The organism is Olleya sp. HaHaR_3_96, from assembly GCF_019278545.1.
In the GTDB taxonomy this organism is placed as follows: domain Bacteria; phylum Bacteroidota; class Bacteroidia; order Flavobacteriales; family Flavobacteriaceae; genus Olleya.
On sequence record NZ_CP058987.1, the window covers coordinates 319,238 to 340,992 of the forward strand.

Annotated in this window: 20 protein-coding genes; 8 read left to right on the forward strand and 12 right to left on the reverse strand. The window is 34.1% G+C overall.

Annotation, left to right across the window (positions count from 1 at the left end):
* Positions 1-104: 104 nt before the first annotated feature.
* From H0I26_RS01355 to trmB, 3 genes are read right to left on the reverse strand one after another with little or no spacing between them, the layout of a single operon-like run.
* A complete protein-coding gene (locus H0I26_RS01355) occupies positions 105-434 on the reverse strand; it encodes an MGMT family protein (RefSeq protein ID WP_218700688.1) in 330 nt (109 codons plus the stop codon).
* A gap of 4 nt (positions 435-438) precedes the next feature.
* Complete coding sequence (locus H0I26_RS01360) at positions 439-1,068, reverse strand: LysE family translocator (RefSeq protein ID WP_101015483.1); 630 nt, start codon at positions 1,066-1,068, stop codon at positions 439-441.
* Between the two features lie 3 nt (positions 1,069-1,071).
* Positions 1,072-1,746, reverse strand: coding sequence for a tRNA (guanosine(46)-N7)-methyltransferase TrmB (gene trmB, locus H0I26_RS01365; protein WP_218700689.1), 675 nt, complete (start codon positions 1,744-1,746; stop codon positions 1,072-1,074).
* Between the two features lie 187 nt (positions 1,747-1,933).
* Between trmB and H0I26_RS01370 the strand changes: the two genes are divergently transcribed.
* The gene (locus H0I26_RS01370) at positions 1,934-2,989 is read left to right on the forward strand and encodes a glycosyltransferase (RefSeq protein ID WP_218700690.1); all 1,056 of its coding nucleotides are present in this window, start codon (positions 1,934-1,936) and stop codon (positions 2,987-2,989) included.
* Here the strand turns inward: H0I26_RS01370 and H0I26_RS01375 are convergent.
* Together H0I26_RS01375 and H0I26_RS01380 are read right to left on the reverse strand one after the other, a co-directional pair.
* Positions 2,970-3,932 carry a sensor histidine kinase gene (locus H0I26_RS01375; RefSeq protein WP_218700691.1) on the reverse strand — a complete coding sequence of 321 codons (963 nt, stop codon included), beginning with the start codon at positions 3,930-3,932 and terminating at the stop codon, positions 2,970-2,972. The two genes, H0I26_RS01370 and H0I26_RS01375, sit on opposite strands and share 20 nt — an antisense overlap.
* Before the next feature lie 73 nt (positions 3,933-4,005).
* The gene (locus tag H0I26_RS01380; RefSeq protein ID WP_218700692.1) at positions 4,006-4,689 is read right to left on the reverse strand and encodes a response regulator transcription factor; all 684 of its coding nucleotides are present in this window, start codon (positions 4,687-4,689) and stop codon (positions 4,006-4,008) included.
* 279 nt (positions 4,690-4,968) lie between these two features.
* Here H0I26_RS01380 and H0I26_RS01385 point away from each other — a divergent pair, with 279 nt between their 5' ends.
* A complete protein-coding gene (locus tag H0I26_RS01385) occupies positions 4,969-5,733 on the forward strand; it encodes a T9SS type A sorting domain-containing protein (protein WP_218700693.1) in 765 nt (254 codons plus the stop codon).
* A 79-nt stretch (positions 5,734-5,812) separates the two neighbouring features.
* Entirely contained in the window at positions 5,813-6,793 is a 981-nt protein-coding gene (locus tag H0I26_RS01390; RefSeq protein ID WP_218700694.1) for an acyl transferase, read from the forward strand.
* Positions 6,794-6,916: 123 nt separating this feature from the next.
* Here H0I26_RS01390 and tyrS read toward each other — a convergent pair whose 3' ends face one another.
* Positions 6,917-8,227 (reverse strand): tyrosine--tRNA ligase, encoded by a 1,311-nt coding sequence (gene tyrS, locus H0I26_RS01395; protein ID WP_218700695.1) that lies wholly within the window; start codon positions 8,225-8,227, stop codon positions 6,917-6,919.
* An 87-nt stretch (positions 8,228-8,314) separates the two neighbouring features.
* On the opposite strand from tyrS, the gene H0I26_RS01400 reads away from it, so the two are divergent.
* Complete coding sequence (locus H0I26_RS01400) at positions 8,315-9,319, forward strand: NAD-dependent epimerase/dehydratase family protein (RefSeq protein ID WP_218700696.1); 1,005 nt, start codon at positions 8,315-8,317, stop codon at positions 9,317-9,319.
* A gap of 5 nt (positions 9,320-9,324) precedes the next feature.
* Here H0I26_RS01400 and H0I26_RS01405 read toward each other — a convergent pair whose 3' ends face one another.
* From H0I26_RS01405 to H0I26_RS01415, 3 genes are read right to left on the reverse strand one after another with little or no spacing between them, the layout of a single operon-like run.
* Positions 9,325-9,747, reverse strand: a complete 423-nt coding sequence (locus H0I26_RS01405) for a DUF4296 domain-containing protein (RefSeq protein ID WP_218700697.1) — start codon at positions 9,745-9,747, stop codon at positions 9,325-9,327.
* A 5-nt stretch (positions 9,748-9,752) separates the two neighbouring features.
* The gene (locus H0I26_RS01410; protein ID WP_218700698.1) at positions 9,753-11,099 is read right to left on the reverse strand and encodes a dihydroorotase; all 1,347 of its coding nucleotides are present in this window, start codon (positions 11,097-11,099) and stop codon (positions 9,753-9,755) included.
* A gap of 3 nt (positions 11,100-11,102) precedes the next feature.
* The gene (locus H0I26_RS01415; protein ID WP_218700699.1) at positions 11,103-11,828 is read right to left on the reverse strand and encodes a polyprenol monophosphomannose synthase; all 726 of its coding nucleotides are present in this window, start codon (positions 11,826-11,828) and stop codon (positions 11,103-11,105) included.
* Between the two features lie 108 nt (positions 11,829-11,936).
* Here H0I26_RS01415 and H0I26_RS01420 point away from each other — a divergent pair, with 108 nt between their 5' ends.
* On the forward strand, positions 11,937-12,587 hold the full coding sequence (locus H0I26_RS01420; protein WP_218700700.1) for a DUF4271 domain-containing protein: 651 nt from the start codon (positions 11,937-11,939) through the stop codon (positions 12,585-12,587).
* Between the two features lie 17 nt (positions 12,588-12,604).
* On the forward strand, positions 12,605-13,354 hold the full coding sequence (locus H0I26_RS01425) for a uroporphyrinogen-III synthase (RefSeq protein WP_101015495.1): 750 nt from the start codon (positions 12,605-12,607) through the stop codon (positions 13,352-13,354).
* A gap of 284 nt (positions 13,355-13,638) precedes the next feature.
* Here H0I26_RS01425 and pckA read toward each other — a convergent pair whose 3' ends face one another.
* Positions 13,639-15,255, reverse strand: a complete 1,617-nt coding sequence (gene pckA, locus H0I26_RS01430) for a phosphoenolpyruvate carboxykinase (ATP) (protein WP_101015496.1) — start codon at positions 15,253-15,255, stop codon at positions 13,639-13,641.
* Positions 15,256-15,329: 74 nt separating this feature from the next.
* Entirely contained in the window at positions 15,330-15,722 is a 393-nt protein-coding gene (locus tag H0I26_RS01435; RefSeq protein WP_101015497.1) for a DUF423 domain-containing protein, read from the reverse strand.
* A gap of 78 nt (positions 15,723-15,800) precedes the next feature.
* Here H0I26_RS01435 and H0I26_RS01440 point away from each other — a divergent pair, with 78 nt between their 5' ends.
* Together H0I26_RS01440 and H0I26_RS01445 are read left to right on the forward strand one after the other, a co-directional pair.
* A complete protein-coding gene (locus H0I26_RS01440) occupies positions 15,801-17,165 on the forward strand; it encodes a saccharopine dehydrogenase family protein (RefSeq protein ID WP_218700701.1) in 1,365 nt (454 codons plus the stop codon).
* A 220-nt stretch (positions 17,166-17,385) separates the two neighbouring features.
* Positions 17,386-17,856 carry an Lrp/AsnC family transcriptional regulator gene (locus H0I26_RS01445; RefSeq protein ID WP_101015499.1) on the forward strand — a complete coding sequence of 157 codons (471 nt, stop codon included), beginning with the start codon at positions 17,386-17,388 and terminating at the stop codon, positions 17,854-17,856.
* Between the two features lie 184 nt (positions 17,857-18,040).
* Here H0I26_RS01445 and H0I26_RS01450 read toward each other — a convergent pair whose 3' ends face one another.
* Positions 18,041-21,628: a T9SS type A sorting domain-containing protein gene (locus tag H0I26_RS01450; RefSeq protein ID WP_218700702.1), complete on the reverse strand. Its 3,588-nt coding sequence runs from the start codon at positions 21,626-21,628 to the stop codon at positions 18,041-18,043.
* Between the last annotated feature and the right edge of the window lie 127 nt (positions 21,629-21,755).

Sequence of the window (21,755 nt, forward strand, 5' to 3'; positions counted from 1 at the left end):
AATAATTAACTAATTCAGAATGATTCTAAAGTGCAAAGATACTACATAAAGCTTGAAGAATAAAGTGGTTGGTTTGTTGTTTTTTATGGTCTGATAGTTACAATTTATAACAGCTCTGAAGGATTCCAAAAGACTTTATCAAAACGCTGTATTTGGTTATCAATAATCTCAACACCTTCACTTTCTAATAATTGTTGCATTAGATTAGTACCATCAAAATGATGTTTTCCGGTAAGCAAGCCTTTACGATTTACTACGCGGTGTGCGGGAACATCTTTATTGTGAGAACCATTCATGGCATACCCAACCATTCTGGCACCACGATTGGCACCTAAATAATTAGCAATAGCACCATAACTAGTGACACGACCATATGGAATTTGCTTAGCCACTTCGTACACTTTCTCAAAAAAATTAAGCGTTTCTGGCTTCATAGAATTAAAAGTCTTTGGCGATGTTTATTAAAGTAATAATTGCAATCACTCCCGTAATAGAACCAATAATATAGTTCATGTTTTTTTGCGACTTTAGTTTTTCGTTTTTAATTTTCTTCAAGAAAAACACGTATAAATAAAGCATTATAAATGTTCCTATAGCGGCTCCTGCCACATAAGTTGCGACATTAACATTATCTAATGTTATCAAACCCAAGCTAGCCAATGTAACACTCATATACGCCTGATACGGAATAGGAAACACGTTTAAAGCAGATAGAAACATACCATAAAAAAACTGACTTCGTTTGCTTTTTCTTTCGCGTTCTTTTTCTGGTTTAGCTTCTTTTTTTGCCAAAAGAAAAAAATAAACCGTTATCAAAACAAACAAAACAAAAGCGACCCGCTGTAATATTTGAACAGTCTCCGGATGTTTACTTAAATAGCGCGCAAAACTAACAGCTATTAGTGTTTGCACAATTACGATGATGCAAACGCCTAAAGAAAATACTAAACCACGACTATAGCCCTCCTTTATACTAATTTTTGCAGCAGTCATGTTGAGTAGTCCCGGAGGGATTACTCCGACTAAAGCTATTAGTAGGCTTGTAAAAAAAGTGATTGTTAAATTCAACGGTTAGTTAATTTTGAATCGAATATACGTAATTGGTTTGTTTTGTTCCAAATAGATACTCTCGTAATGTGTTTGGATAGCTGTAACTTCTTCTGGACTTCCTTCTTGTCTATACACGTCATTATTAGAATGTAAAACCTCATGACCTTCACCATGCAATAACCCTAAGGTATACCCATGCATAAACTCGGAATCAGTTTTAAGATTCATGATTCCATCAGGTTTTAAAATATTTTTATAACGTTTTAAAAACGTCGTATTTGTCATTCTATGTTTGGTACGTTTGTATTTTATTTGTGGATCTGGAAATGTTATCCAGATTTCGTCAACTTCATTTTCTGCAAAAACAGATTCTACCAACTCAATTTGAGTACGGATAAAAGCAACGTTTGGCATATCATCCTCTGTTGCAGTTTTGGCTCCTCTCCAAAAACGCGCCCCTTTAATATCTATACCTATAAAATTTTTATTCGGATATTTTTTACCCAAAGCAACACTATACTCTCCTTTACCACAACCTAGCTCTAATACTAATGGGTTATCGTTTTTGAAGACGTTTTTATTCCAATTCCCTTTATGCTCGTAAACCTCGTCCACTAATTGGCTTCTAGATGGCTGAAACACATTATCAAAGGTTTCATTCTCTCTAAATCTTTTTTGCTTATTCTTGCTCCCCACTTTCTTAACTATTTGTTATTTCTGGCGTAAAATTAAGGAAATATAGTTAAGTAGGTTTATGATTACCTTTGATTTTGATATTTTACTGCGTTAAGGATGGAAGTGGCATCCTTTTTTTGCTGCCATATATGGCAAAAAAAGATATAACGGACAGCCTGACCTTTTAGGTAACGCCCAAATTACTATAATGAAAAAAAGAATTCTTGTTGCGCCTTTAAATTGGGGAATTGGTCATGCCACGCGTTGCATGCCGATAATTAATGCTTTGATTACCGAAGGCTTTGAACCAATTATAGCTAGCGATGGTCAAGCATTACGCTTACTTGAAAAAGAATTTGAATCCCTTACGTTTATAAAATTACCATCTTACAATATTAAATATGCAAAATCTAAACAATGGTTTAAATGGCATATGTTGTTACAATTACCAAAAATTAAAAAAGCAATAAAAAGAGAACGCAACGCTATTAAGCAAATAGTTATCGATTATAATATACAAGGCATCATCTCTGATAATCGGATGGGTGTGATTTCTAAACACGTCCCTTCTGTTTTTATTACACATCAATTAAATGTTTTAAGCGGAAATACCACTAGATTAAGTACGTACTTCCATGATCGTTATTTAAAAGCTTTTGATGTATGCTGGATTCCTGATTTTGAAAACACGCCTAATTTAAGCGGATTACTAGGTCATAATTTTAGTAACAAAGGGTTAGAATTAAAATATATTGGTCCTTTAAGTCGATTAGAAAAGGTGGCTTTAAAGCCGAAATACAATATAATGGTTTTGTTGTCTGGTCCAGAACCACAGCGTACCATACTGGAAGAACAACTACTATCATCTTTAATTAATTACAATGGAAAAGTGATTTTTGTTAGAGGAAAAATTGAAACAGAACAGACCGTTATGCTTGAAACACCTTTTACTATTTATAATTTTATGCAAACCGAAGAGTTGCAAAATGCGATTAATAAAAGTGATCTTATTATTTCGCGTTCTGGCTATACAACCATTATGGATTTAGCAAAATTAGGTAAACAGGCCTTTTTTATACCAACGCCTGGGCAGTTTGAACAAGAATATTTAGCTAATTATTTAGATAAAAATGGAACGATTGCTAGTTGTAATCAAACAGAATTCACTTTAGATGAATTAAACCGAATCACGGACTACTCAGGTTTTGAGAGTTTTAAAAATGAGATTGATTTTAAAGCATTATTTACGCTTTTTCAAGGGTAAAAGAAAACTCGCTTCCAATATTAATTTCGCTTTCGACATAAATTTTTTCATCATGCGCTTCTACAATATGCTTAACTATTGCAAGTCCCAATCCTGAACCACCTTCTTTACGCGATCCACTTTTGTCAACTCTATAAAAACGTTCGAATAATCTCGGGATATTTTTTTTCTCAATCCCTTCTCCATTATCGGTTACTCTAACAATAACTTTGTTTTTTATCAATTTTTCTATACTAACTTCTGTCGTTCCTTTTTCCCTACCGTATTTAATAGAGTTTACCACCAAATTAGTTAACACTTGCTGTATCCGTTCTTCATCGCCTTTTACCATTATTGGTTCTTTATAATGCATATCAAAAGTTAACGTGATTTTCTTTTTAGCTGCTTTCATTTCCAACAATTCAAAAACACTTTGTACTAATTGCACAATGTCAAAAGTAGCAATATCTAATCGTAAATCACCAACCTCTAATTTGGTAATCATATCCAAATCCTTGACTATGTATATTAATCGCTCCACACCTTTATTAGCTCTTTCTAGATACTTACTAGAAACTTTCTCGTCATGGATAGCACCATCAAGTAACGTCTCTAAATACCCCTGTACTGTAAATAATGGCGTTTTAAGCTCGTGCGAAACATTTCCCATAAATTCCTTACGGTATTCTTCTCTGACTTTAAGCGTTTCGATCTCTAGCTTTTTATTTTTAGCATATTGATCTATCTGCTTTGTTAACGTTGCCATATCTGTCGTAATACTGTTTTTTCTAAAACTGACAGACTCCAAAAGCGTTAAGTCTTTATAGATTTTATTAATACGTTTGTAAATAAATTTTTCTACTCTATATTGTATTATCAAAAAAGACACGCTATAGGTTGCAAATGCAAATACAGCTAGCTGAAATGTACTTCCGACATGATACAAATACAAAAAAACGCCCATTAGGAGCGTTAAAAAAACAGTGATTAAAAACGAGGTTTTTAATGCGAATTTATAAGTCTTTTTTAATTTCAATTTATTCTACAAATTTATATCCAACACCTTTGACTGTTTTAAAACTGTCGTCTCCAATTTTTTCACGTAGTTTACGGATATGCACATCTATAGTACGTCCCCCAACAACAACCTCGTTACCCCAAACGCGATCTAAAATATCTTCTCTTTTAAAAACTTTACCAGGCTTAGACGCTAGTAAAGACAACAATTCGAATTCTTTACGTGGTAATACAATCTCTTTTCCTGCTAAAACAATTTTATACTCTTCTCTATTAATAACTAAGTTTCCGATAGTGATCAATGCCCCAGCTACTTCTTCTGTTTTTAAGCGTCTTAGTAAAGCTTTTACTTTGCTTACCAAAACTTTTGGTTTTATCGGCTTGGTAATATAGTCATCAGCACCTGCATCAAATCCTGCGACTTGAGAATAGTCTTCTCCTCTTGCTGTTAAAAATGTAATAAGCGTAGTACTTAATTCTGGTATCTTACGAATAGCCTCACAAGCTTCGATTCCATCCATTTCTGGCATCATTACATCTAGAATAATAAGTTGTGGTTTTTCTTTTTTTGCTTTCTTAACAGCTTCTAATCCGTTTTTAGCAGTTACCACCTGATAACCCTCATTGGTTAGATTGTAACCAACAATTTCTAAAATATCTGGCTCATCATCGACTAAAAGAATTTTTATATCTTTTTTATTCATAGACTTGAAACTTGAATTTATTTTTTAAGTTATATTAAGGTAAAGATAAAGTTATTAGCAAAACTATTTGTTCTTAAATGATTAATAACATTAACATAACATCCAATTTACATTTATCTTTTGATAATTTACTCAAAATCAGACACCAACTACCCATCTGACAATCAAATCGTTAAAAACATGTTATTAAAATGTAAAGTTATAGAGTAGCCTTTATAATGATACCTATTAAATCAAAAATCTGTATATCTTTATTACCTAATTTTATAATATTCAACTATGAAAAAACTTTACTTTTTACTATTTATTTTAATAGGTTTAACCTCTGTTAACAACATTTTAGCACAAGGAACAGAAACGTTTAACAATCTAACCTTATCCGGAAACTCATATACAGACGGGTCTTTTACTGGTGACAACGGAGTGATATGGAATTACACGCAATGCAGAGATGAGAATGGTGATAATAATAGTTCTGGGATAAATGGCAAAGCCATTATGTTAAGACGTATTTCTGACAACAGCGCTATATCTACACAATCAGGCGCAAATGGTGTCGGAGGACTTACCCTAAAACTTTACAAAGGATTTACAGGAGGAGGCGACAGACAAGTAGAGTTATTTGTTAACGGAACGTCTTATGGTACTTCTACTGCTTTTGACGACTTTACTGAACATATTTTTACTGTTGCTAATATTAACGTAATGGGAGATGTTTTGATTGAAATTAAAAATAACACTGGTAAGCAAGTTATCATTGATGATGTTACTTGGTCTGCTTCTGGACAAACATTATCTACTAATAAATTTGAAACTACAGCTTTTTCGATATTTCCTAATCCGACGACTCAAAATTTTGTTACCATTAAAACCACAAAAAACCAACCTACAACTGTTATTGTTTTCGATATGCTAGGCAAGCAAGTCTTAAAAACGGTTTTAAAAACTAACCGACTAGATATTTCTGAATTAAACGCGGGAGTCTATATTATACAACTAACACAAAACGAAACTACAACGACTAAAAAATTAGTGATTCAATAATCATTAAACCTTAACATTTTAAAGCGTTGCTAATAGCAACGCTTTTTTTATTTTCAATACTTTTGTGTTTTATAATAGCATGACCCTTAAAAACGACATATTTAACATCACTTCGGACACCCAATTTAAAGCTGTAGCTTTAGAGGTGTTCCGCTTTCAGTTTGAAAACAACACTATTTATCGCTCATTTTGCGATTTACTTTATATTAACCCGAGTGATGTTTCAGAACTACATCAAATACCTTATCTACCGATTCAGTTTTTTAAATCGCATCAAGTTTTAAGTTCTAGAAATTCTATTCAAACAACCTTTACTAGCAGTGGCACAACGGGACAAATGACAAGTAAACATCATGTCACCGACTTAAGTGTTTATGAGACTAGTTTTAAAAAAGGGTTTAATCATTTTTATGGCAACATAGAAGATTACACCGTTTTAGCGCTATTACCTAATTACCTGGAACGTGAAGGCTCCTCTTTAGTGTATATGGTTGATCATCTAATTAAAGATTCTAACAAACCCAAAAGCGGATTTTATCTTAATAATTTAGAGGAATTAAAGGATACTTTAATAGCACTAGATACCGCTGGAGAAAAAGTATTACTAATAGGCGTGTCATTTGCGCTTTTAGATTTAATTGAAGCTCATACATTTAACCTGAGCAACACCATTATAATGGAAACTGGCGGGATGAAAGGACGACGAAAAGAACTAATACGACAAGAACTACATACTATTTTAAAGCAAGGTTTTGGTGTCGATGCTATCCATAGCGAATATGGTATGACCGAGTTACTAAGTCAAGCTTACTCCAAAGGACATGGTGTTTTTAACTGTCCGCCTTGGATGAAACTACTAACTAGAGATACAGAAGACGCCTTAACCGTTTTTGATAGCCCAAAAACAGGCGGTATTAATGTTATTGATTTAGCAAATATTAATTCTTGTAGTTTTATTGCCACTCAAGATTTAGGAAAAACTTACACCAATGCAGACTTCGAAATTATTGGTCGCTTTGACAATAGTGATATTAGAGGCTGTAATTTAATGGTCTTGTAAGTTTTGTAAAAAAGACACGACCAACTATATATGAAAAAGAGGAATTAGTTTTTAGTTGGTTAACTAATTTCAAAAAAAAAGCCTGCTTAAATTTAAGCAGGCTTTTTTTGTTTAAAAATATAATTAAATCGCTTTAATTATAAATGTGCTTTTCTTACCTCTATTAATAACGATATACTTATCATTAATTAAATCCTCGGTAGTTATTGTATAAGCATCTGTTACTTTATCTTTATTAACAGATACTGAGTTTTCTTTTAATGCACGACGTGCTTCACCATTACTTCCTAAAAAGTCAGTCTCAGCAGATAATGCCGCAATCATATCTAATCCAGCTTCAATTTTATCCATAGAGACTTCTGCCTGTGGGACACCTTCAAAAACGTCTAAAAATAAACGCTCATCAAGTTCTCTAATTTCATTTTTAAAATCTTTACTAAATAATATACCCGATGCTTTTATAGCGTTATCTAATGCCTCTTTAGAATGTACAAAAGTAGTCACTTCTTCTGCTAATCTTTTTTGCAATGCTCTAAATCCGGGGTTTTCTTTATGTTCTTTTACCAAAGCGTCAATAGTTTCTTTGTCTAAAAAAGTAAAGATCTTGATATACTTTTCTGCATCTTCATCAGAACTGTTCAACCAAAATTGGTAAAATTTATAAACACTAGTTTTATCTATATCTAACCAAACATTACCGCCTTCACTTTTACCAAATTTACTACCGTCAGCTTTTGTAATTAAAGGACAAGTCATAGCATAAGCCTTAGCTTTGTCATCACCTACATTCATACGTCTTACCAACTCTGTACCCGTAGTAATGTTTCCCCATTGGTCACTTCCCCCCATTTGCAATTTGCAATTCATGGTTTTGTGTAAATGGTAAAAATCGTATCCTTGGATTAATTGGTAAGTAAACTCTGTAAAACTCATTCCGACATTACCTTCTTCTCCAGACAAACGTTTTTTAACGCTATCCTTAGCCATCATATAATTTACCGTAATACGTTTACCAACATCACGTGCAAAGTCAATAAACGAGAAGGTTTTCATCCAGTCATAATTATTAACTAAAACTGGTGCGTTTTTAGCGGTAGAGTTAAAATCTAAAAATCGTGATAATACACTTTTAATCCCTGCTACGTTATTGTTTAAAGTTGCTTCATCTAATAAGTTACGTTCATCACTTTTTCCAGACGGGTCACCAATCATTCCTGTGGCACCACCAATTAAAGCAACTGGCCTGTGCCCCGCTTTCTCTAGGTGAACTAATAATATAATTGGCACTAAACTACCAATGTGTAACGAGTCTGAAGTTGGATCAAAACCAATATAGGCCGAAGTCATCTCTTTATCAAGTTGCTCTTCAGTTCCGGGCATGATATCGTGTACCATCCCTCTCCATCTTAATTCTTCTACAAATGCATTAGCCATTTTAGTGTAATTTTATTATTGAATTGGCAAAGATAAAAATCGTGTTATAAACTACATACAATATCTAATATTTATTACCTTCGGGATATGATTTTAGTCACAGGAGGAACTGGTATGGTTGGCGCACATTTATTGTTTCATTTATTAAATGATCAACAATCTGTACGTGCCATTTATAGAAATAAAAAAAAGTTTGAAACCGTTAAGCGTATTTTTGGTTATTATACTGATACTCCAGAACAACTATTTAATCAAATTGAATGGATTGCTGCCGACTTAAATGATATCCCATCATTAACTGAAGCCTTTATTGACATTGACTACGTTTATCATTGTGCTGCATTTGTATCCTTTGAGCCCAATAAGTTTGAATTATTACGGAAAACCAATATTGAAGGCACAGCCAATATTGTAAATTTTTGTATTGCACAACACGTTAAAAAACTTTGCTATGTAAGCTCAATTGCGGCCATAGGCACACCTGCAATTGAAATCAACTTAATTACTGAAGAGACAGAATGGAATACTGAATTTGACAATAGTGTCTATGCTATTACTAAATATGGTGCTGAGTTGGAAGTTTGGCGTGGTACACAAGAAGGTTTAGATGCTGTAATTGTAAATCCAGGCATTATTATTGGGCCAGGTATTTGGAATTATGGTAGTGGCTCATTAATTACTATGGTTAGCAAAGGTATGTCTTACTATACCACAGGAAGTACAGGCTATATTGATGTAAACGATGTTGTTAATTGCATGGTACAACTATTAAAAAGCGACATTAAAAATGAACGTTTTATCCTAGTATCCGAAAATCTAACATTTAAAGATTTTATATACAACACTGCAGAACACCTCGGAGTCAAAGCTCCTAAAAAGAAAGCGTCTGCATTACTATTAGCCATTGGATGGCATTTGGATTGGCTTAAACACAAGCTAACAGGAAAACGCCGCCTATTATCTAAACAAACAGCACAATCGGCATTATCTACTAGTCAATTTAGCAATGCTAAAATACGAACTGCTTTAGACTATAAATTTAAAACTATAAATAGTAGTTTAAAGGACACCACAACCTACTTTAAAGATTAATGACATTACTTTTTAATAGGCCCTTTTAATTTACCTTTTGAAAGTTTTAATTTTTCTTTCTTTTGTTTTTCTTCTCTCTTTTTTTCTTCAGCCTTATAGAACGTCCTTAAATCCTCTAATTTAGTCTTAACTTTAACATACATCTCATTATATTTCTCAATATCATGAGCGTAATAATCATTACTACTAACAAACTGAGCACTATCTATTTTATGTTTATTATAGATAAAGCTATCAGGCATAATCCCTCTATTTTCTAACTCTCTTTTATTAATCCCTTTAGCAGAAGACATTATAGTCAAATCAACTAACACATCAACCATTTTATTTTCACTTAATAAATTATCCGGCTTATCTGGCTTTTGCACGCCATAGCACGACACAAACAACAACACTATTAATAAGTAAATTAGAGGATTCTGTTTCAAAATAATTATCTATTAAAAGTTAATCGTTTAGCATATTTAGTATCATAAAACTTAAAATTCTCATAAGCTAAACCACCATTTACAAACGTGTGTGTAATTCTGGACTTAAACGTTGTTCCTTCAAAAGGAGACCACCCACATTTATATAAAATATTATCTTTATTCACTGTCCAAGGGTTGTTCACGTCCACAACTACTAAATCTGCATAATATCCTTCTTTTATATAGCCCCGTTTTTCTACTTCAAATAATATCGCAGGATTATGGCAAAATTTTTCTACAATTTTCTCTATAGAAATGTCACCATTATGATACATTTCCAACAAAGCAGGTAATGCATGTTGCACTAAAGGACCACCAGAAGGTGCAGCGGTATACACATTTGATTTTTCTTCAAAAGTATGTGGCGCATGATCTGTTGCAATAACATCTATTTTATCGTCCAACAATGCTTTTAGCAATTGTTTTCTATCGTTTTCTGTTTTAACTGCAGGATTCCATTTGATAAGCATGCCTTTTTCGTCATAATCCTTATCACTAAACCACAAGTGGTGAATACAAACTTCTGCAGTAATTTTTTTATCTTTTAAAGGTATTTTATTATCAAACAATTCGGTTTCCTTAGCTGTAGACAAATGAAACACATGTAAGCGCGCTCCTGTCTTTTTAGCTAATTCTATTGCTTTTGAAGATGAGATATAACATGCTTCTTCACTTCTAATTATAGGATGAAAATTAACAGGAATATCATCTCCATAACGTTCTTTATAAATCTCTAGATTTTTTTTAATTGTTGCTTCGTCTTCACAATGCACCGAAATTAATAAATCTGTACTCTTAAATATCTTTTCTAAAACCTCAGGATTATCGACTAGCATATTACCCGTAGACGATCCTAAAAATAGTTTTAAACCAGCAACGTCTCTTTTATCGACTTTTAAAATTTCATCTAAATTATCATTAGTCCCACCAAACATAAACGAATAATTGGCCCATGCTTTTTTAGAGGCGATCTCAAATTTATCGTTTAATTTTTCAATTGTTGTAGTTTGTGGATTGGTATTTGGCATCTCAATAAAAGACGTAATACCTCCTGCAATTGCAGCTCTAGATTCTGTTTCAATATTGGCTTTATGTGTTAAGCCTGGTTCTCTAAAATGCACTTGGTCATCAATTGCACCAGGGATAACATACTTACCCTCGGCATCAAAGACATTTACATCCGCAGATTTTGCGCTAATAGAAGATCCTATTTTAGTAATAAACTCGCCTTCAATTAAAATGTCCCCATTAAAAACGGTGCCTTCATTAACAATTTTAGCATTTTTAATAAGTGTTTTCTTGTTATGCATCTTCTACTTGGATTTGAATAAACTTTTAAATTTCATACTAATAACTCCAAAAATAGCTTCGGATATTATACTAGAACTTAATTTGGATTCTCCCTTTGTTCTGTCGGTAAAAACAACTGGGACTTCCACTATTTTAAATTTTTTAAGGTGAGCGTTAAATTTCATTTCGATTTGAAATGCATACCCCACAAATTTTATTTTATCTAGATTAAGTTGCTCTAACACCTGCCTTTTATAACAGATAAAACCAGCTGTAGCATCCTTAACCCGCATACCTGTTATCACTCTAACATACATAGATGCACCATAAGACAAAATAACGCGACCTATTGGCCAATTTACGACATTTACACCTTTTACATAGCGAGATCCAATGGATATATCTGCATTTTCCTTATGACAAGCATCGTATAAACGAATCAAATCCTGTGGGTTATGGGAAAAATCGGCATCCATTTCAAAAACATATTGATACGTTTTTTGCAAACACCATTTAAATCCATGGATGTAAGCAGTACCAAGACCTGCCTTCTCTTGCCTAACTTCTAAAAACAAACGATTAGGAAATTCTTTTTGTAATGCTTCTACCTTTTTGGCAGTGAGATCCGGAGAATTATCATCTACCACCAAAATATCAAATGCTTTTGGGAGCGCAAAAACCGCTCTTACAATAGCTTCTATATTTTCAATTTCATTGTATGTTGGTATAATAACAACAGCGTCCTGCATCAATACTTTTTAAAATTTAGGCAAATGTACATTTTTATAAAATTACTTAATTATAAAAATTACTTAATTATTAATCGTTTTCCTGTTTAAAAATAATAATTTTGAACCATGCTTAGAGATATTAACAATCTAGATATTTTAACATTAACTATAATGGGGTGCTTGATTTTGGTCGCTCTGTCTAAATTGTTATTCCCTAAACGTTTTAACGAGTTTATAACCTTGCTATTTAATACTAGATATTCTAGTTACTACGTCAAAGAACAACGTTTCTTAGATGTTTTTGAAGGGCTTCTCTTTCTAAATTTTAGTTTAAACTTAGGCCTACTACTCTACCTTTTCTTAAGCTATAGTAGCTTAGAAATAATTACCCAATCAGATGTATTTATCTACGCATTATTAATCGGTATATTTATTATTTTAAAAGTACTTCTGGAACGCCTATTATCTAGTGTCTTAGATATTGAACCATTAATAGATCGTTATCTTTTTCAAAAGATTAGTATCAGAAATTTTATAGGTTTACTTTTAATACCAATAAATGCCTTTTTAATTTACACTATAAAACCTAACCAACCGCTTCTATTAATAGTGTTTACCTTATTACTTTCTATTATTATTTACAGCTCCTTTTTATTTCTAAAAAACAATCTTAATACCTTTAAAAAGAGCTTCTTTTATTTTATTTTGTATCTTTGCACTCTCGAAATTGCACCTTACGTTGTTTTATATAAAATTATTACAACCAATCAGGTCTAAATTAAATAATACACCATATGAAAGTGAAAACCATTTTAGTCTCACAACCAGAACCTAAAATTGAAAATTCGCCTTATTTTGATCTTTCCGAAAAGCAGAAAGTTAAAATTGATTTCAGACCCTTTATACACGTAGAAGGTGTACCTTCAAAAGATATCAGACAACAAAAAGTAGATTTAAACAACTACACCGCTATTATTTTAACAAGTAGAAATGCAGTAGATCACTTTTTTAGAGTTGCTGAAGAAATGCGATTTAAAGTGCCAGATTCAATGAAGTATTTTTGTCAGTCTGAAGCAGTTGCTTATTACTTGCAAAAATATGTAGTCTATAGAAAACGTAAAATCTATGTTGGTAAACGTAATTTTGCCGACTTATCGCCTTTGATTAAAAAGTACAAAGACGAAAAGTTTTTATTACCTACTACAGACAAATTAAAACCTGAGGTTCCAGAAATATTAAACGCTTTAAACATCAACTGGAAAGAAGCTGTTTTTTATAAAACTGTAATCAGTGATTTATCTGACTTAGAAAATGTGACTTATGATATATTAGTGTTTTTTAGCCCAAGCGGCATAGAATCATTATTTCATAACTTTCCAGAATTTAAGCAAAACGAAACTAGAATTGCGGTATTTGGTAACACAACGATCAAAGCTGTCGAAGAAAAAGGTTTACGTGTAGATATTGCTGCACCGACACCAGAAACACCATCAATGACTATGGCGCTTCAAAAATATATTGACAAAGCAAATAAGGGTAAATAAACCTTAAATTATTATACAAAGTAAAAGCGCTAATTGAAAATTTCAATTAGCGCTTTTTTTTATTTAGATACATACTTTTAACTTTTAGACAAACCCAAAAACCTTAAAAAACCAAGCTAATACTAAGTTGTAACAGCAATAACAGGAGACTCTCAAAAAGTATAAATATTACTACGCTGACTAAAACTGAACGTTACGGACATAAACATTAAAGAGGCTATACAAAGTAAAAGCGCCAATTGAAATTTTCAATTGGCGCTTTTGTATTAACCCTTTATCTATTATTATTCAGCGTAACGTTGTGGTCCACCACGTCTTATTTCTTCGCTTGCATAAGATTCAAACTGTTCAAAGTTTACTCTAAAAGCATTAGCTAGTTTAAAAGCTGTCTTGTAATATTCTTTACTATCACTCCAAGTAGATCTTGGGCTTAACACCTCATCTGGTACACCTGGACAACTTCTAGGTTGCGCTACACCAAACACAGAGTGGATATGGTAATCTTTATAATTATACAGTCCTAAATCTCCATTAAGTACTGCGCTAATCATAGCTCTAGTATACTTTAATTTAATTCTGCTTCCTACACCGTAAGACCCTCCGGTCCAACCTGTATTAATCAACCAAACGTTTACGTTTGCATCCTTCATTTTCTTGCTTAACATCTCAGCATATTTTGTTGGATGTAAAGGCATAAAAGGCGCTCCGAAACAAGCTGAAAAACTTGGTACAGGTTCAGTAATTCCAGCTTCCGTACCTGCTACCTTTGCAGTATAACCAGATATAAAGTGAAATGCTGCCTGCGCAGGTGTTAATTTAGAGATTGGAGGTAATACTCCAAAAGCATCTGCAGTTAAAAAGAAAATATTCTTAGGATTTTCTCCTGTAGATGGTACTCTAATATTTTCAATATGGTTTATTGGGTAACTTACACGTGTGTTTTGTGTAATAGACGTATCTTCAAAATCGACTTCCCCTTTGTCATTCATGATAACATTTTCAAGGATAGCCCCCTTCTTGATTGCTCCAAAAATTTCTGGTTCTTGTTCTCCTGATAAGTTAATTACTTTAGCGTAACATCCTCCTTCAAAGTTAAAAACAGTATTTTCTGCAGTCCAACCATGCTCATCATCTCCGATTAAACTTCTGTCAGGATCTGTAGATAACGTTGTTTTTCCTGTTCCAGATAATCCAAAGAAAATAGCTGTATCTCCATCTTTACCAACATTAGCACTACAGTGCATTGGTAACGTATTTTTATATACCGGTAAGATAAAGTTAAGCGCAGAAAAGATTCCTTTTTTAATTTCACCAGTATAACCAGTTCCACCAATTAAAGCTATTTTTCTAGTAAAGTCTAAAATCGCAAAATTATGTTGACGCGTTCCATCAACTGCAGGGTCTGCCATAAAACCTGGTGCGTTAACAACGGTCCATTCTGGATCAAACCCTTTAAGCTCTTCTTCTGTTGGTCTTAAAAACATGTTATAAGCAAACATGTTACTCCATGGATACTCATTAATCACACGAATGTTTAATTTGTAGTCTTCATCAGCACAAGCGTAACTGTCTCTAACAAAAACTTCTTTATTAGATAAGTAATCTGTTACCTTATCATAAAGTTTTTGAAACTTATCAGAATCAAAAGGGATATTAATATCTCCCCACCAAACTTTATCTTCCGTAACACTATCTTTTACAATAAAACGATCCTTTGGAGAACGTCCTGTAAACTCGCCAGTATTTACCGCAATGGCTCCTGAAGACGCTACTTTACCTTGTCCTTTTTCTAAGACACTAGCCTGTAACTCCTCTGGTGACAATTGGTATTTTACTTGGGCATTTTTGATTCCGTATTGTTCCAACGAAATCGTTTTCGTAAATTGGGTATGGTTTACCATAATTTGTATATGTTGTGTATGTGTTGTTTGAGTTGCAAAGTTAAAATTAATAACAGATAAACGTCAAATAAAACTTAATTATTATGTTTTTGCTTTAAAATATTTGTCAACATAACACCCCATGACACTATTAAAAACAAGCCTCCGAGAGGAGTTACGAATGCAATTGATTTAAAATCAAAAGCGGACAAGTTATTTGTTGCCAATCCATAAATGGAACCTGAAAAAAGAATAGTTCCAACCAATATTAAATAAAACATAACAGTTTTACCCTTCTGACTAACAAAACCTTGACCACCTACAATCAAAAGCAAAAAAGCATGATACATTTGATACTTCACCCCTGTTTCATAACTTACAATAGACTCTGGGGATACCAAATCCTTCAAGCCATGTGCGCCAAACGCACCTAAAATTACACTCAACAATCCAAGGATGGTTCCTAACATTAACATTTTCTTATTCATAATAAATTATATAATTCGCAATTAACCCCGTATAAATTTTCTACATTCGTAATTCAAAAATACTCAACAAATCTCATTATGCGAAAGATTTTAGTCATAGGTTCAGGAAAATCCACTTCATATTTAATTAAATATTTATTAGATAAATCAACCACAGAAAATTTACAAATTACCGTTGGTGATTTAAACATAGAAAGTGCTAAAAAAATGATTGGCACTCATGCCAACGCTTCAGCAATCACTTTAGATGTCTTTGATGCCAATTCTAGAGAAACAGCAGTTAAAAACGCCGATATCGTTATCTCTATGTTACCGGCACGTTTCCATATAGAAGTTGCAAAAGACTGCGCTACTTTTGGAAAAAGCATGGTTACCGCGTCTTATGTTAGTGACGAGATGCAAGCACTTGACCAAGCTGCAAAAGATAAAGGCTTAGTCTTTATGAATGAGATTGGTGTAGATCCAGGATTGGACCACATGAGTGCTATGCAAGTTATTGATGGCATACGCGAAAAAGGTGGTAAAATAATCCTATTCGAATCCTTTACAGGAGGTCTAGTAGCACCAGAAAGCGATAACAATTTATGGAATTATAAATTTACTTGGAATCCTAGAAACGTAGTTACGGCAGGACAAGGTGGTGCTGCTAAATTTCTTCAAGAAAACACATACAAATACATCCCATACAACCGTTTATTTAGACGTACCGAGTTTTTAGACGTCGATGGTTTTGGACGTTTTGAAGCCTACGCCAACCGTGACTCTTTAAAATACCAAAGTGTTTACGATCTAAATAATGTCAAAACATTATACAGAGGAACCATGCGTCGCGTTGGTTTTTCTAGAGCATGGCAAGTTTTTGTAGCCTTAGGGATGACAGACGACAGTTACACCATAGATGATAGCAAAAACATGAGTTACCGTGATTTTGTAAATGCCTTTTTACCATACAGCCCAACGGACTCTGTAGAGCTTAAATTTAGACACGCTTTAAAAATAGATCAAGATGATATTATTTGGGACAAGTTTTTAGAATTAGATATTTTTAGTAAAACAAAAATGGTCGCATTAGACAAAGCAACACCTGCTCAAATTTTACAAAAAATACTATTGGACAGTTGGACCTTAGACCCTGAAGATAAAGACATGATTGTAATGTACCATAAGTTTGGATATGAGTTAAATGGTAAACAATATCAAATTGATGCTACTATGGTTACCCTTGGAGAAGACCAAACGTATACCGCAATGGCAAAAACCGTTGGGCTACCTGTAGCCATGGCAACTTTAGCCATATTAAACGGTAAGATTACAACACCAGGTGTACAAATTCCGATTTCAAAAGAAGTATACACACCAATATTAAAAGAACTTGAAGACTACGGCATTACATTTAAAGAAACCGAAGTCCCTTATTTAGGCTACAACCCTTTAAATGTTTAATTTTTGGGCGTTACCACACAAAACTTACAAGGTTCCAAACCCCTTGTAAGTTTTATTTAGGTCAGGCTATCCGTTATATCTTTTTTGCTTCTAATGGCAAAAAAGGATGCCACTTCTATCCTTAACGCATCCAACCAAAGGACATGCAAAAATCAAAGTTTTAGTTTCAGTTTAAAATAGTTTACTTAAATTTATCTTTTAAACTGAAACTTAAACAACTTTGAAAACCACAAACAATAACATTACTATAGACGGTATCGACAAAAAGATACTTCGTGCTTTAATGCAAGATGCCCGTACACCTGTTTTAGAAATTGCACGACAAGTTGGTATCTCAGGCGCTGCCATACACCAACGGTTACGTAAATTAGAAAAGTCAAAACTTATTGCAGGATCTAAATTTGTTATAAACCCAAAAGTATTAGGCTATACAACTATGGCATTTGTTGGTATTTATTTGGACAAAGCTATGAGTAACCCAGAAGCTGTAAAACACTTAAAAAAAATACCTGAAGTTCTAGAATGTCATTACACTACAGGAAATTGGAGTATCCTTATCAAAATACTATGCAAGGATAACGAGCATTTAATGCACTTACTAAATAATGATATTCAATCTATTGCTGGTGTTTCAAGAACAGAAACTTTCATTTCACTAGATCAGCAAATTGAACGTCAGATTAAAATTTAAAAATAGATACTAGAGGTCTTTCTAAGTAATTCTATGTGTTCCCTATGTATTTAGTAAACATTTATGGCCACCCATCTTTCTCAAAAAAACTATAAACCAACACAATAAACAACTATATATTAAAAAGTAAAAGCGGGAATTCTATAAAGAATCCCCGCTTTTTTATGAAAAAAGTATTTTGAATTTACTTTTTTATAATTAATTTTTTAGAAATTATATTTGAACGATCTGTAGCTTTAACAAGATACATACCTTCACTTAAATCCCCAATATATAAATCCGTTACTATATTAGCCTTTATTTTAAATGCCTTGACGGTCTGACCTAATAAATTAACAATTTCAAAGTCACCACTAATAGCAGACTTAAAACTAACATTGTTACTACTAGGGTTTGGATACATAGAAAATTTAACTTCATTTTCAAACGTATCTATACCTAATGTAGATATTGTAACACAAAGTGATTCAACAACACACCCTCCAGAAGTAACAACCACTTTATAATCACCATTTGTTAAAGGTGTAAAATCTTGCGCGGTCTCTCCTGTCAACAAAGTACTAGGACATTGATACCATTGATATGTTGCTCCAGCTTCATTCGCTGTTAACACAACACCTACCTGAGTGATTGTATTGTCTACACTTAATACCTCTACAGTATCACTAGCAGAATTCGTGCAGCCATTAGCATTTGTATAGGTATAAGTAATAGTATGTGTTCCAACACCAGCTCCTGCTGGGTCAAAAGAATACGTCATTCCGTCACCATCGTCTGTAACTCCTACTCCAGAATACACACCGCCAGTAGCGGTTCCTCCACCTAAACCAGCTTGCACACCTGCATCAATACATAAATCTACTGGTGCCGTAAAGGTTACTGTTGGTAAAGAGAATACTTCTATAGTGTCAGAAGCTGCGTTTGTACAACCATTAGCGTTTGTAAAGGCGTAACTAATTGTATGTGTTCCAACACCAGCTGCTGCTGGGTCAAAAGAATACGTCATGCCATTACCATCGTCCGTAACTCCTGCTCCAGAATACACACCACCAGTAGCGGTTCCTCCACCTAAACCAGTTTGTTCACCTGCATCAATACATAAATCTACTGGTGCCGTAAAGGTTACTGTTGGTAAAGCGAATACTTCTATAGCGTCAGAAGCTCCGTTTGTGCAACCATTAGCGTTTGTATAAGTGTAAGTAATTGTATGTGTTCCAACACCAGCTCCTGCTGGGTCAAAAGAATACGTCATGCCGTTACCATCATCGGTAACTCCTGCTCCAGAATACACACCACCAGTAGCAGTTCCTCCACCTAAACCAGCTTGCACACCAGCATCAATACATAAATCTGAAGGTGCTGTAAAGGTTACTGTTGGTAAAGCGAATACTTCTATAGCGTCAGAAGCTGCGTTTGTGCAACCATTAGCGCTTGTATAAGTGTAAGTAATAGTATGTGTTCCAATACCTGCTACCGCAGGATCAAAAGAATACGACATTCCGTTACCATCATCTGTAACTCCTGCTCCAGAATATACACCACCAGTAGCGGTTCCACCACCTAAACCAGCTTGCACACCAGCATCAATACATAAATCTGCTGGTGCCGTAAAGGTTACTGTTGGTATCGCGAATACTTCTATAGCATCAGAAGCTGCGTTTGCGCAACCATTGGCGTTTGTAGAGGTGTAAGTAATAGTATGTGTTCCAACACCTGCTACTGCAGGATCAAAAGAATATGTCATTCCGTTACCATCATCTGTAACTCCTGCTCCAGAATATACTCCTCCTGTTGCCGTTCCTCCACCTAAACCAGTTTGTTCACCAGCATCAATACATAAATCTGCAGGTGCCGTAAAGGTTACTGTTGGTATCGCGAATACTTCTATAGCGTCACTAGTAGCATTGGTACAACCATTAGCGTTTGTAAATGTGTAAGTAATAGTCTGTGTTCCAACACCAGCTGCTGCCGGGTCAAAAGAATACGTCATTCCGTTACCATCGTCTGTAACTCCGGCTCCAGAATATACTCCTCCTGTTGCCGTTCCTCCACCTAAACCAGTTTGTTCACCAGCATCAATACATAAATCTGCAGGTGCCGTAAAGGTCACTGTTGGTATCGCGAATACTTCTATAGCGTCAGAAGCTGCGTTTGTGCAACCATTAGCGTTTGTAAAGGTGTAAGTAATTGTATGTGATCCAACACCTGCTGTTGCTGGGTCAAAAGAATACGTCATGCCGTTACCATCATCGGTAACTCCTGCTCCAGAATATACTCCTCCTGTTGCCGTTCCGCTCCCTAGACCAGATTGAATACCTGCATCAATACATAAATCTGCTGGTGCCGTAAAGGCTACTGTTGGTAAAGCATTAATAGTTACACTTACACTTGAACTATTTGGGCAACTTCCTGCAGTTGTATACATAATAGTATAGGTGTTTGGCACTGTAGCAGACACATCAATTTCTCCTGTACTTGCATTAATACTAATACCAACTGTAGAACTAAATGTTCCACCAGTTACACCTGTAATAGTTGGTGTTGGATCACTAGCATCAGTACAATACGATGCCGCGCTGTAGCTAAAACTGGCATCATCTAAACCATTAATCGTAACACTAACGGCTTCTGTACCATCACACAAACCAGGCGAATTATACTCAACAGTATAGGTGTTAGGTGTTGAAGCTGAAACATCAATAGTACCAGTATTAGAGTTTATAGACAATCCCCCTGAAGATGAAAAATAACCTCCAGAAACTCCGGTAATAGTAGGTGTTGGATCAGTACCATCAACACAATAAGCCGATGCATCATAATTAAAAGAAGCATCCTCTCTAGCTGTTGTATTTATAGTTATGGTTCCGCAAGCCCCAGGAGTTACGCAACCACCTTCACCTCTAATATAATAGGTTGTACTTGGTGGCGTAGGTGTTACAATAACAGCTGATCCAGTTGTTGTCGCTACTAAAGTCCCTCCGCATGAGCCTGTATAAACAGACCATTGCGTTGCATCATTTTTATTTCCAGAAATAGATACAAGAGCAGATTTTCCATCACATATTATTCCAGGTGCCGATGCAGCTATTGGTATATCTGGCGCTGTACAGGTAGGAGCTGCCTCCCATGTAAAAGCATCCAAAGCTAAATAATCTGCATTACCAGTGCTGGAAATTACTATTTCATCTACGCTCGTGTTAGCGTTATTTGAACCTCCTTCGCTTGAAAAGTCAATAAAAGTAAAGCCATTGTTAGGGTCTAATGTAAATACATTGGAAAATCCACTATTTTTTACAATAGTATAAACCGTTGAGCCATCTTTCTTACCAATTATAGTAAGTGTTGTAGTAGCAGGTAATTCTGCTGTAGTTGAAATAAAAAGATAAAAATTCTTAACAGTAATATCTGTTCCATCATTAGTCCTTATAGTAAAGGTACTTCCATTATTTTCTCCGTTATTATTAGCGACTCCGCCATTATCTATAAATTGATTATCTGGAGCACTTCCTCCCCATCCAAAGCCTATACCTGAATCGTTAGCACCATTATCATTGGTTCCGTTTTGAAAAATATTGAATAACTCTAAGGGATCTTCACTCGATATATTAAAAGTTTGTCCATTATCAGTAAATGATGTAGAGCCACCGGTTTCATCTTCGAATACCTCTGTCGTTTGGGCCGAAGCTTTTAAGCTCAGAAAGCTTAAAAAAAGAAATACTACAAAAAATTGTAAGTATTTAAAGGGTAAACATTGAGTAGTTTTTTGTTTCATTATTTTTTTGCATTTACAGTTCAGTTACAAATATATTTTTTTTTTGTAACTTAACATCAATCACTACTATAATGTTTTAAAAAACAAGTACTTATACACATTAAAAAAACACGTATTTATACGTATA

What these genes read in the sequence shown, in the direction of transcription:
- H0I26_RS01355 (WP_218700688.1), bottom strand. Translation starts at nt 434, where the DNA reads ATGAAGCCAGAAACGCTTAATTTTTTTGAGAAAGTGTACGAAGTGGCT.
- H0I26_RS01370 (WP_218700690.1), top strand. Translation starts at nt 1,934, where the DNA reads ATGAAAAAAAGAATTCTTGTTGCGCCTTTAAATTGGGGAATTGGTCAT.
- H0I26_RS01375 (WP_218700691.1), bottom strand. Translation starts at nt 3,932, where the DNA reads ATGGGCGTTTTTTTGTATTTGTATCATGTCGGAAGTACATTTCAGCTA.
- H0I26_RS01380 (WP_218700692.1), bottom strand. Translation starts at nt 4,689, where the DNA reads ATGAATAAAAAAGATATAAAAATTCTTTTAGTCGATGATGAGCCAGAT.
- H0I26_RS01385 (WP_218700693.1), top strand. Translation starts at nt 4,969, where the DNA reads ATGAAAAAACTTTACTTTTTACTATTTATTTTAATAGGTTTAACCTCT.
- H0I26_RS01390 (WP_218700694.1), top strand. Translation starts at nt 5,813, where the DNA reads ATGACCCTTAAAAACGACATATTTAACATCACTTCGGACACCCAATTT.
- tyrS (WP_218700695.1), bottom strand. Translation starts at nt 8,227, where the DNA reads ATGGCTAATGCATTTGTAGAAGAATTAAGATGGAGAGGGATGGTACAC.
- H0I26_RS01400 (WP_218700696.1), top strand. Translation starts at nt 8,315, where the DNA reads ATGATTTTAGTCACAGGAGGAACTGGTATGGTTGGCGCACATTTATTG.
- H0I26_RS01410 (WP_218700698.1), bottom strand. Translation starts at nt 11,099, where the DNA reads ATGCATAACAAGAAAACACTTATTAAAAATGCTAAAATTGTTAATGAA.
- H0I26_RS01415 (WP_218700699.1), bottom strand. Translation starts at nt 11,828, where the DNA reads ATGCAGGACGCTGTTGTTATTATACCAACATACAATGAAATTGAAAAT.
- H0I26_RS01420 (WP_218700700.1), top strand. Translation starts at nt 11,937, where the DNA reads ATGCTTAGAGATATTAACAATCTAGATATTTTAACATTAACTATAATG.
- H0I26_RS01425 (WP_101015495.1), top strand. Translation starts at nt 12,605, where the DNA reads ATGAAAGTGAAAACCATTTTAGTCTCACAACCAGAACCTAAAATTGAA.
- pckA (WP_101015496.1), bottom strand. Translation starts at nt 15,255, where the DNA reads ATGGTAAACCATACCCAATTTACGAAAACGATTTCGTTGGAACAATAC.
- H0I26_RS01435 (WP_101015497.1), bottom strand. Translation starts at nt 15,722, where the DNA reads ATGAATAAGAAAATGTTAATGTTAGGAACCATCCTTGGATTGTTGAGT.
- H0I26_RS01440 (WP_218700701.1), top strand. Translation starts at nt 15,801, where the DNA reads ATGCGAAAGATTTTAGTCATAGGTTCAGGAAAATCCACTTCATATTTA.
- H0I26_RS01450 (WP_218700702.1), bottom strand. Translation starts at nt 21,628, where the DNA reads ATGAAACAAAAAACTACTCAATGTTTACCCTTTAAATACTTACAATTT.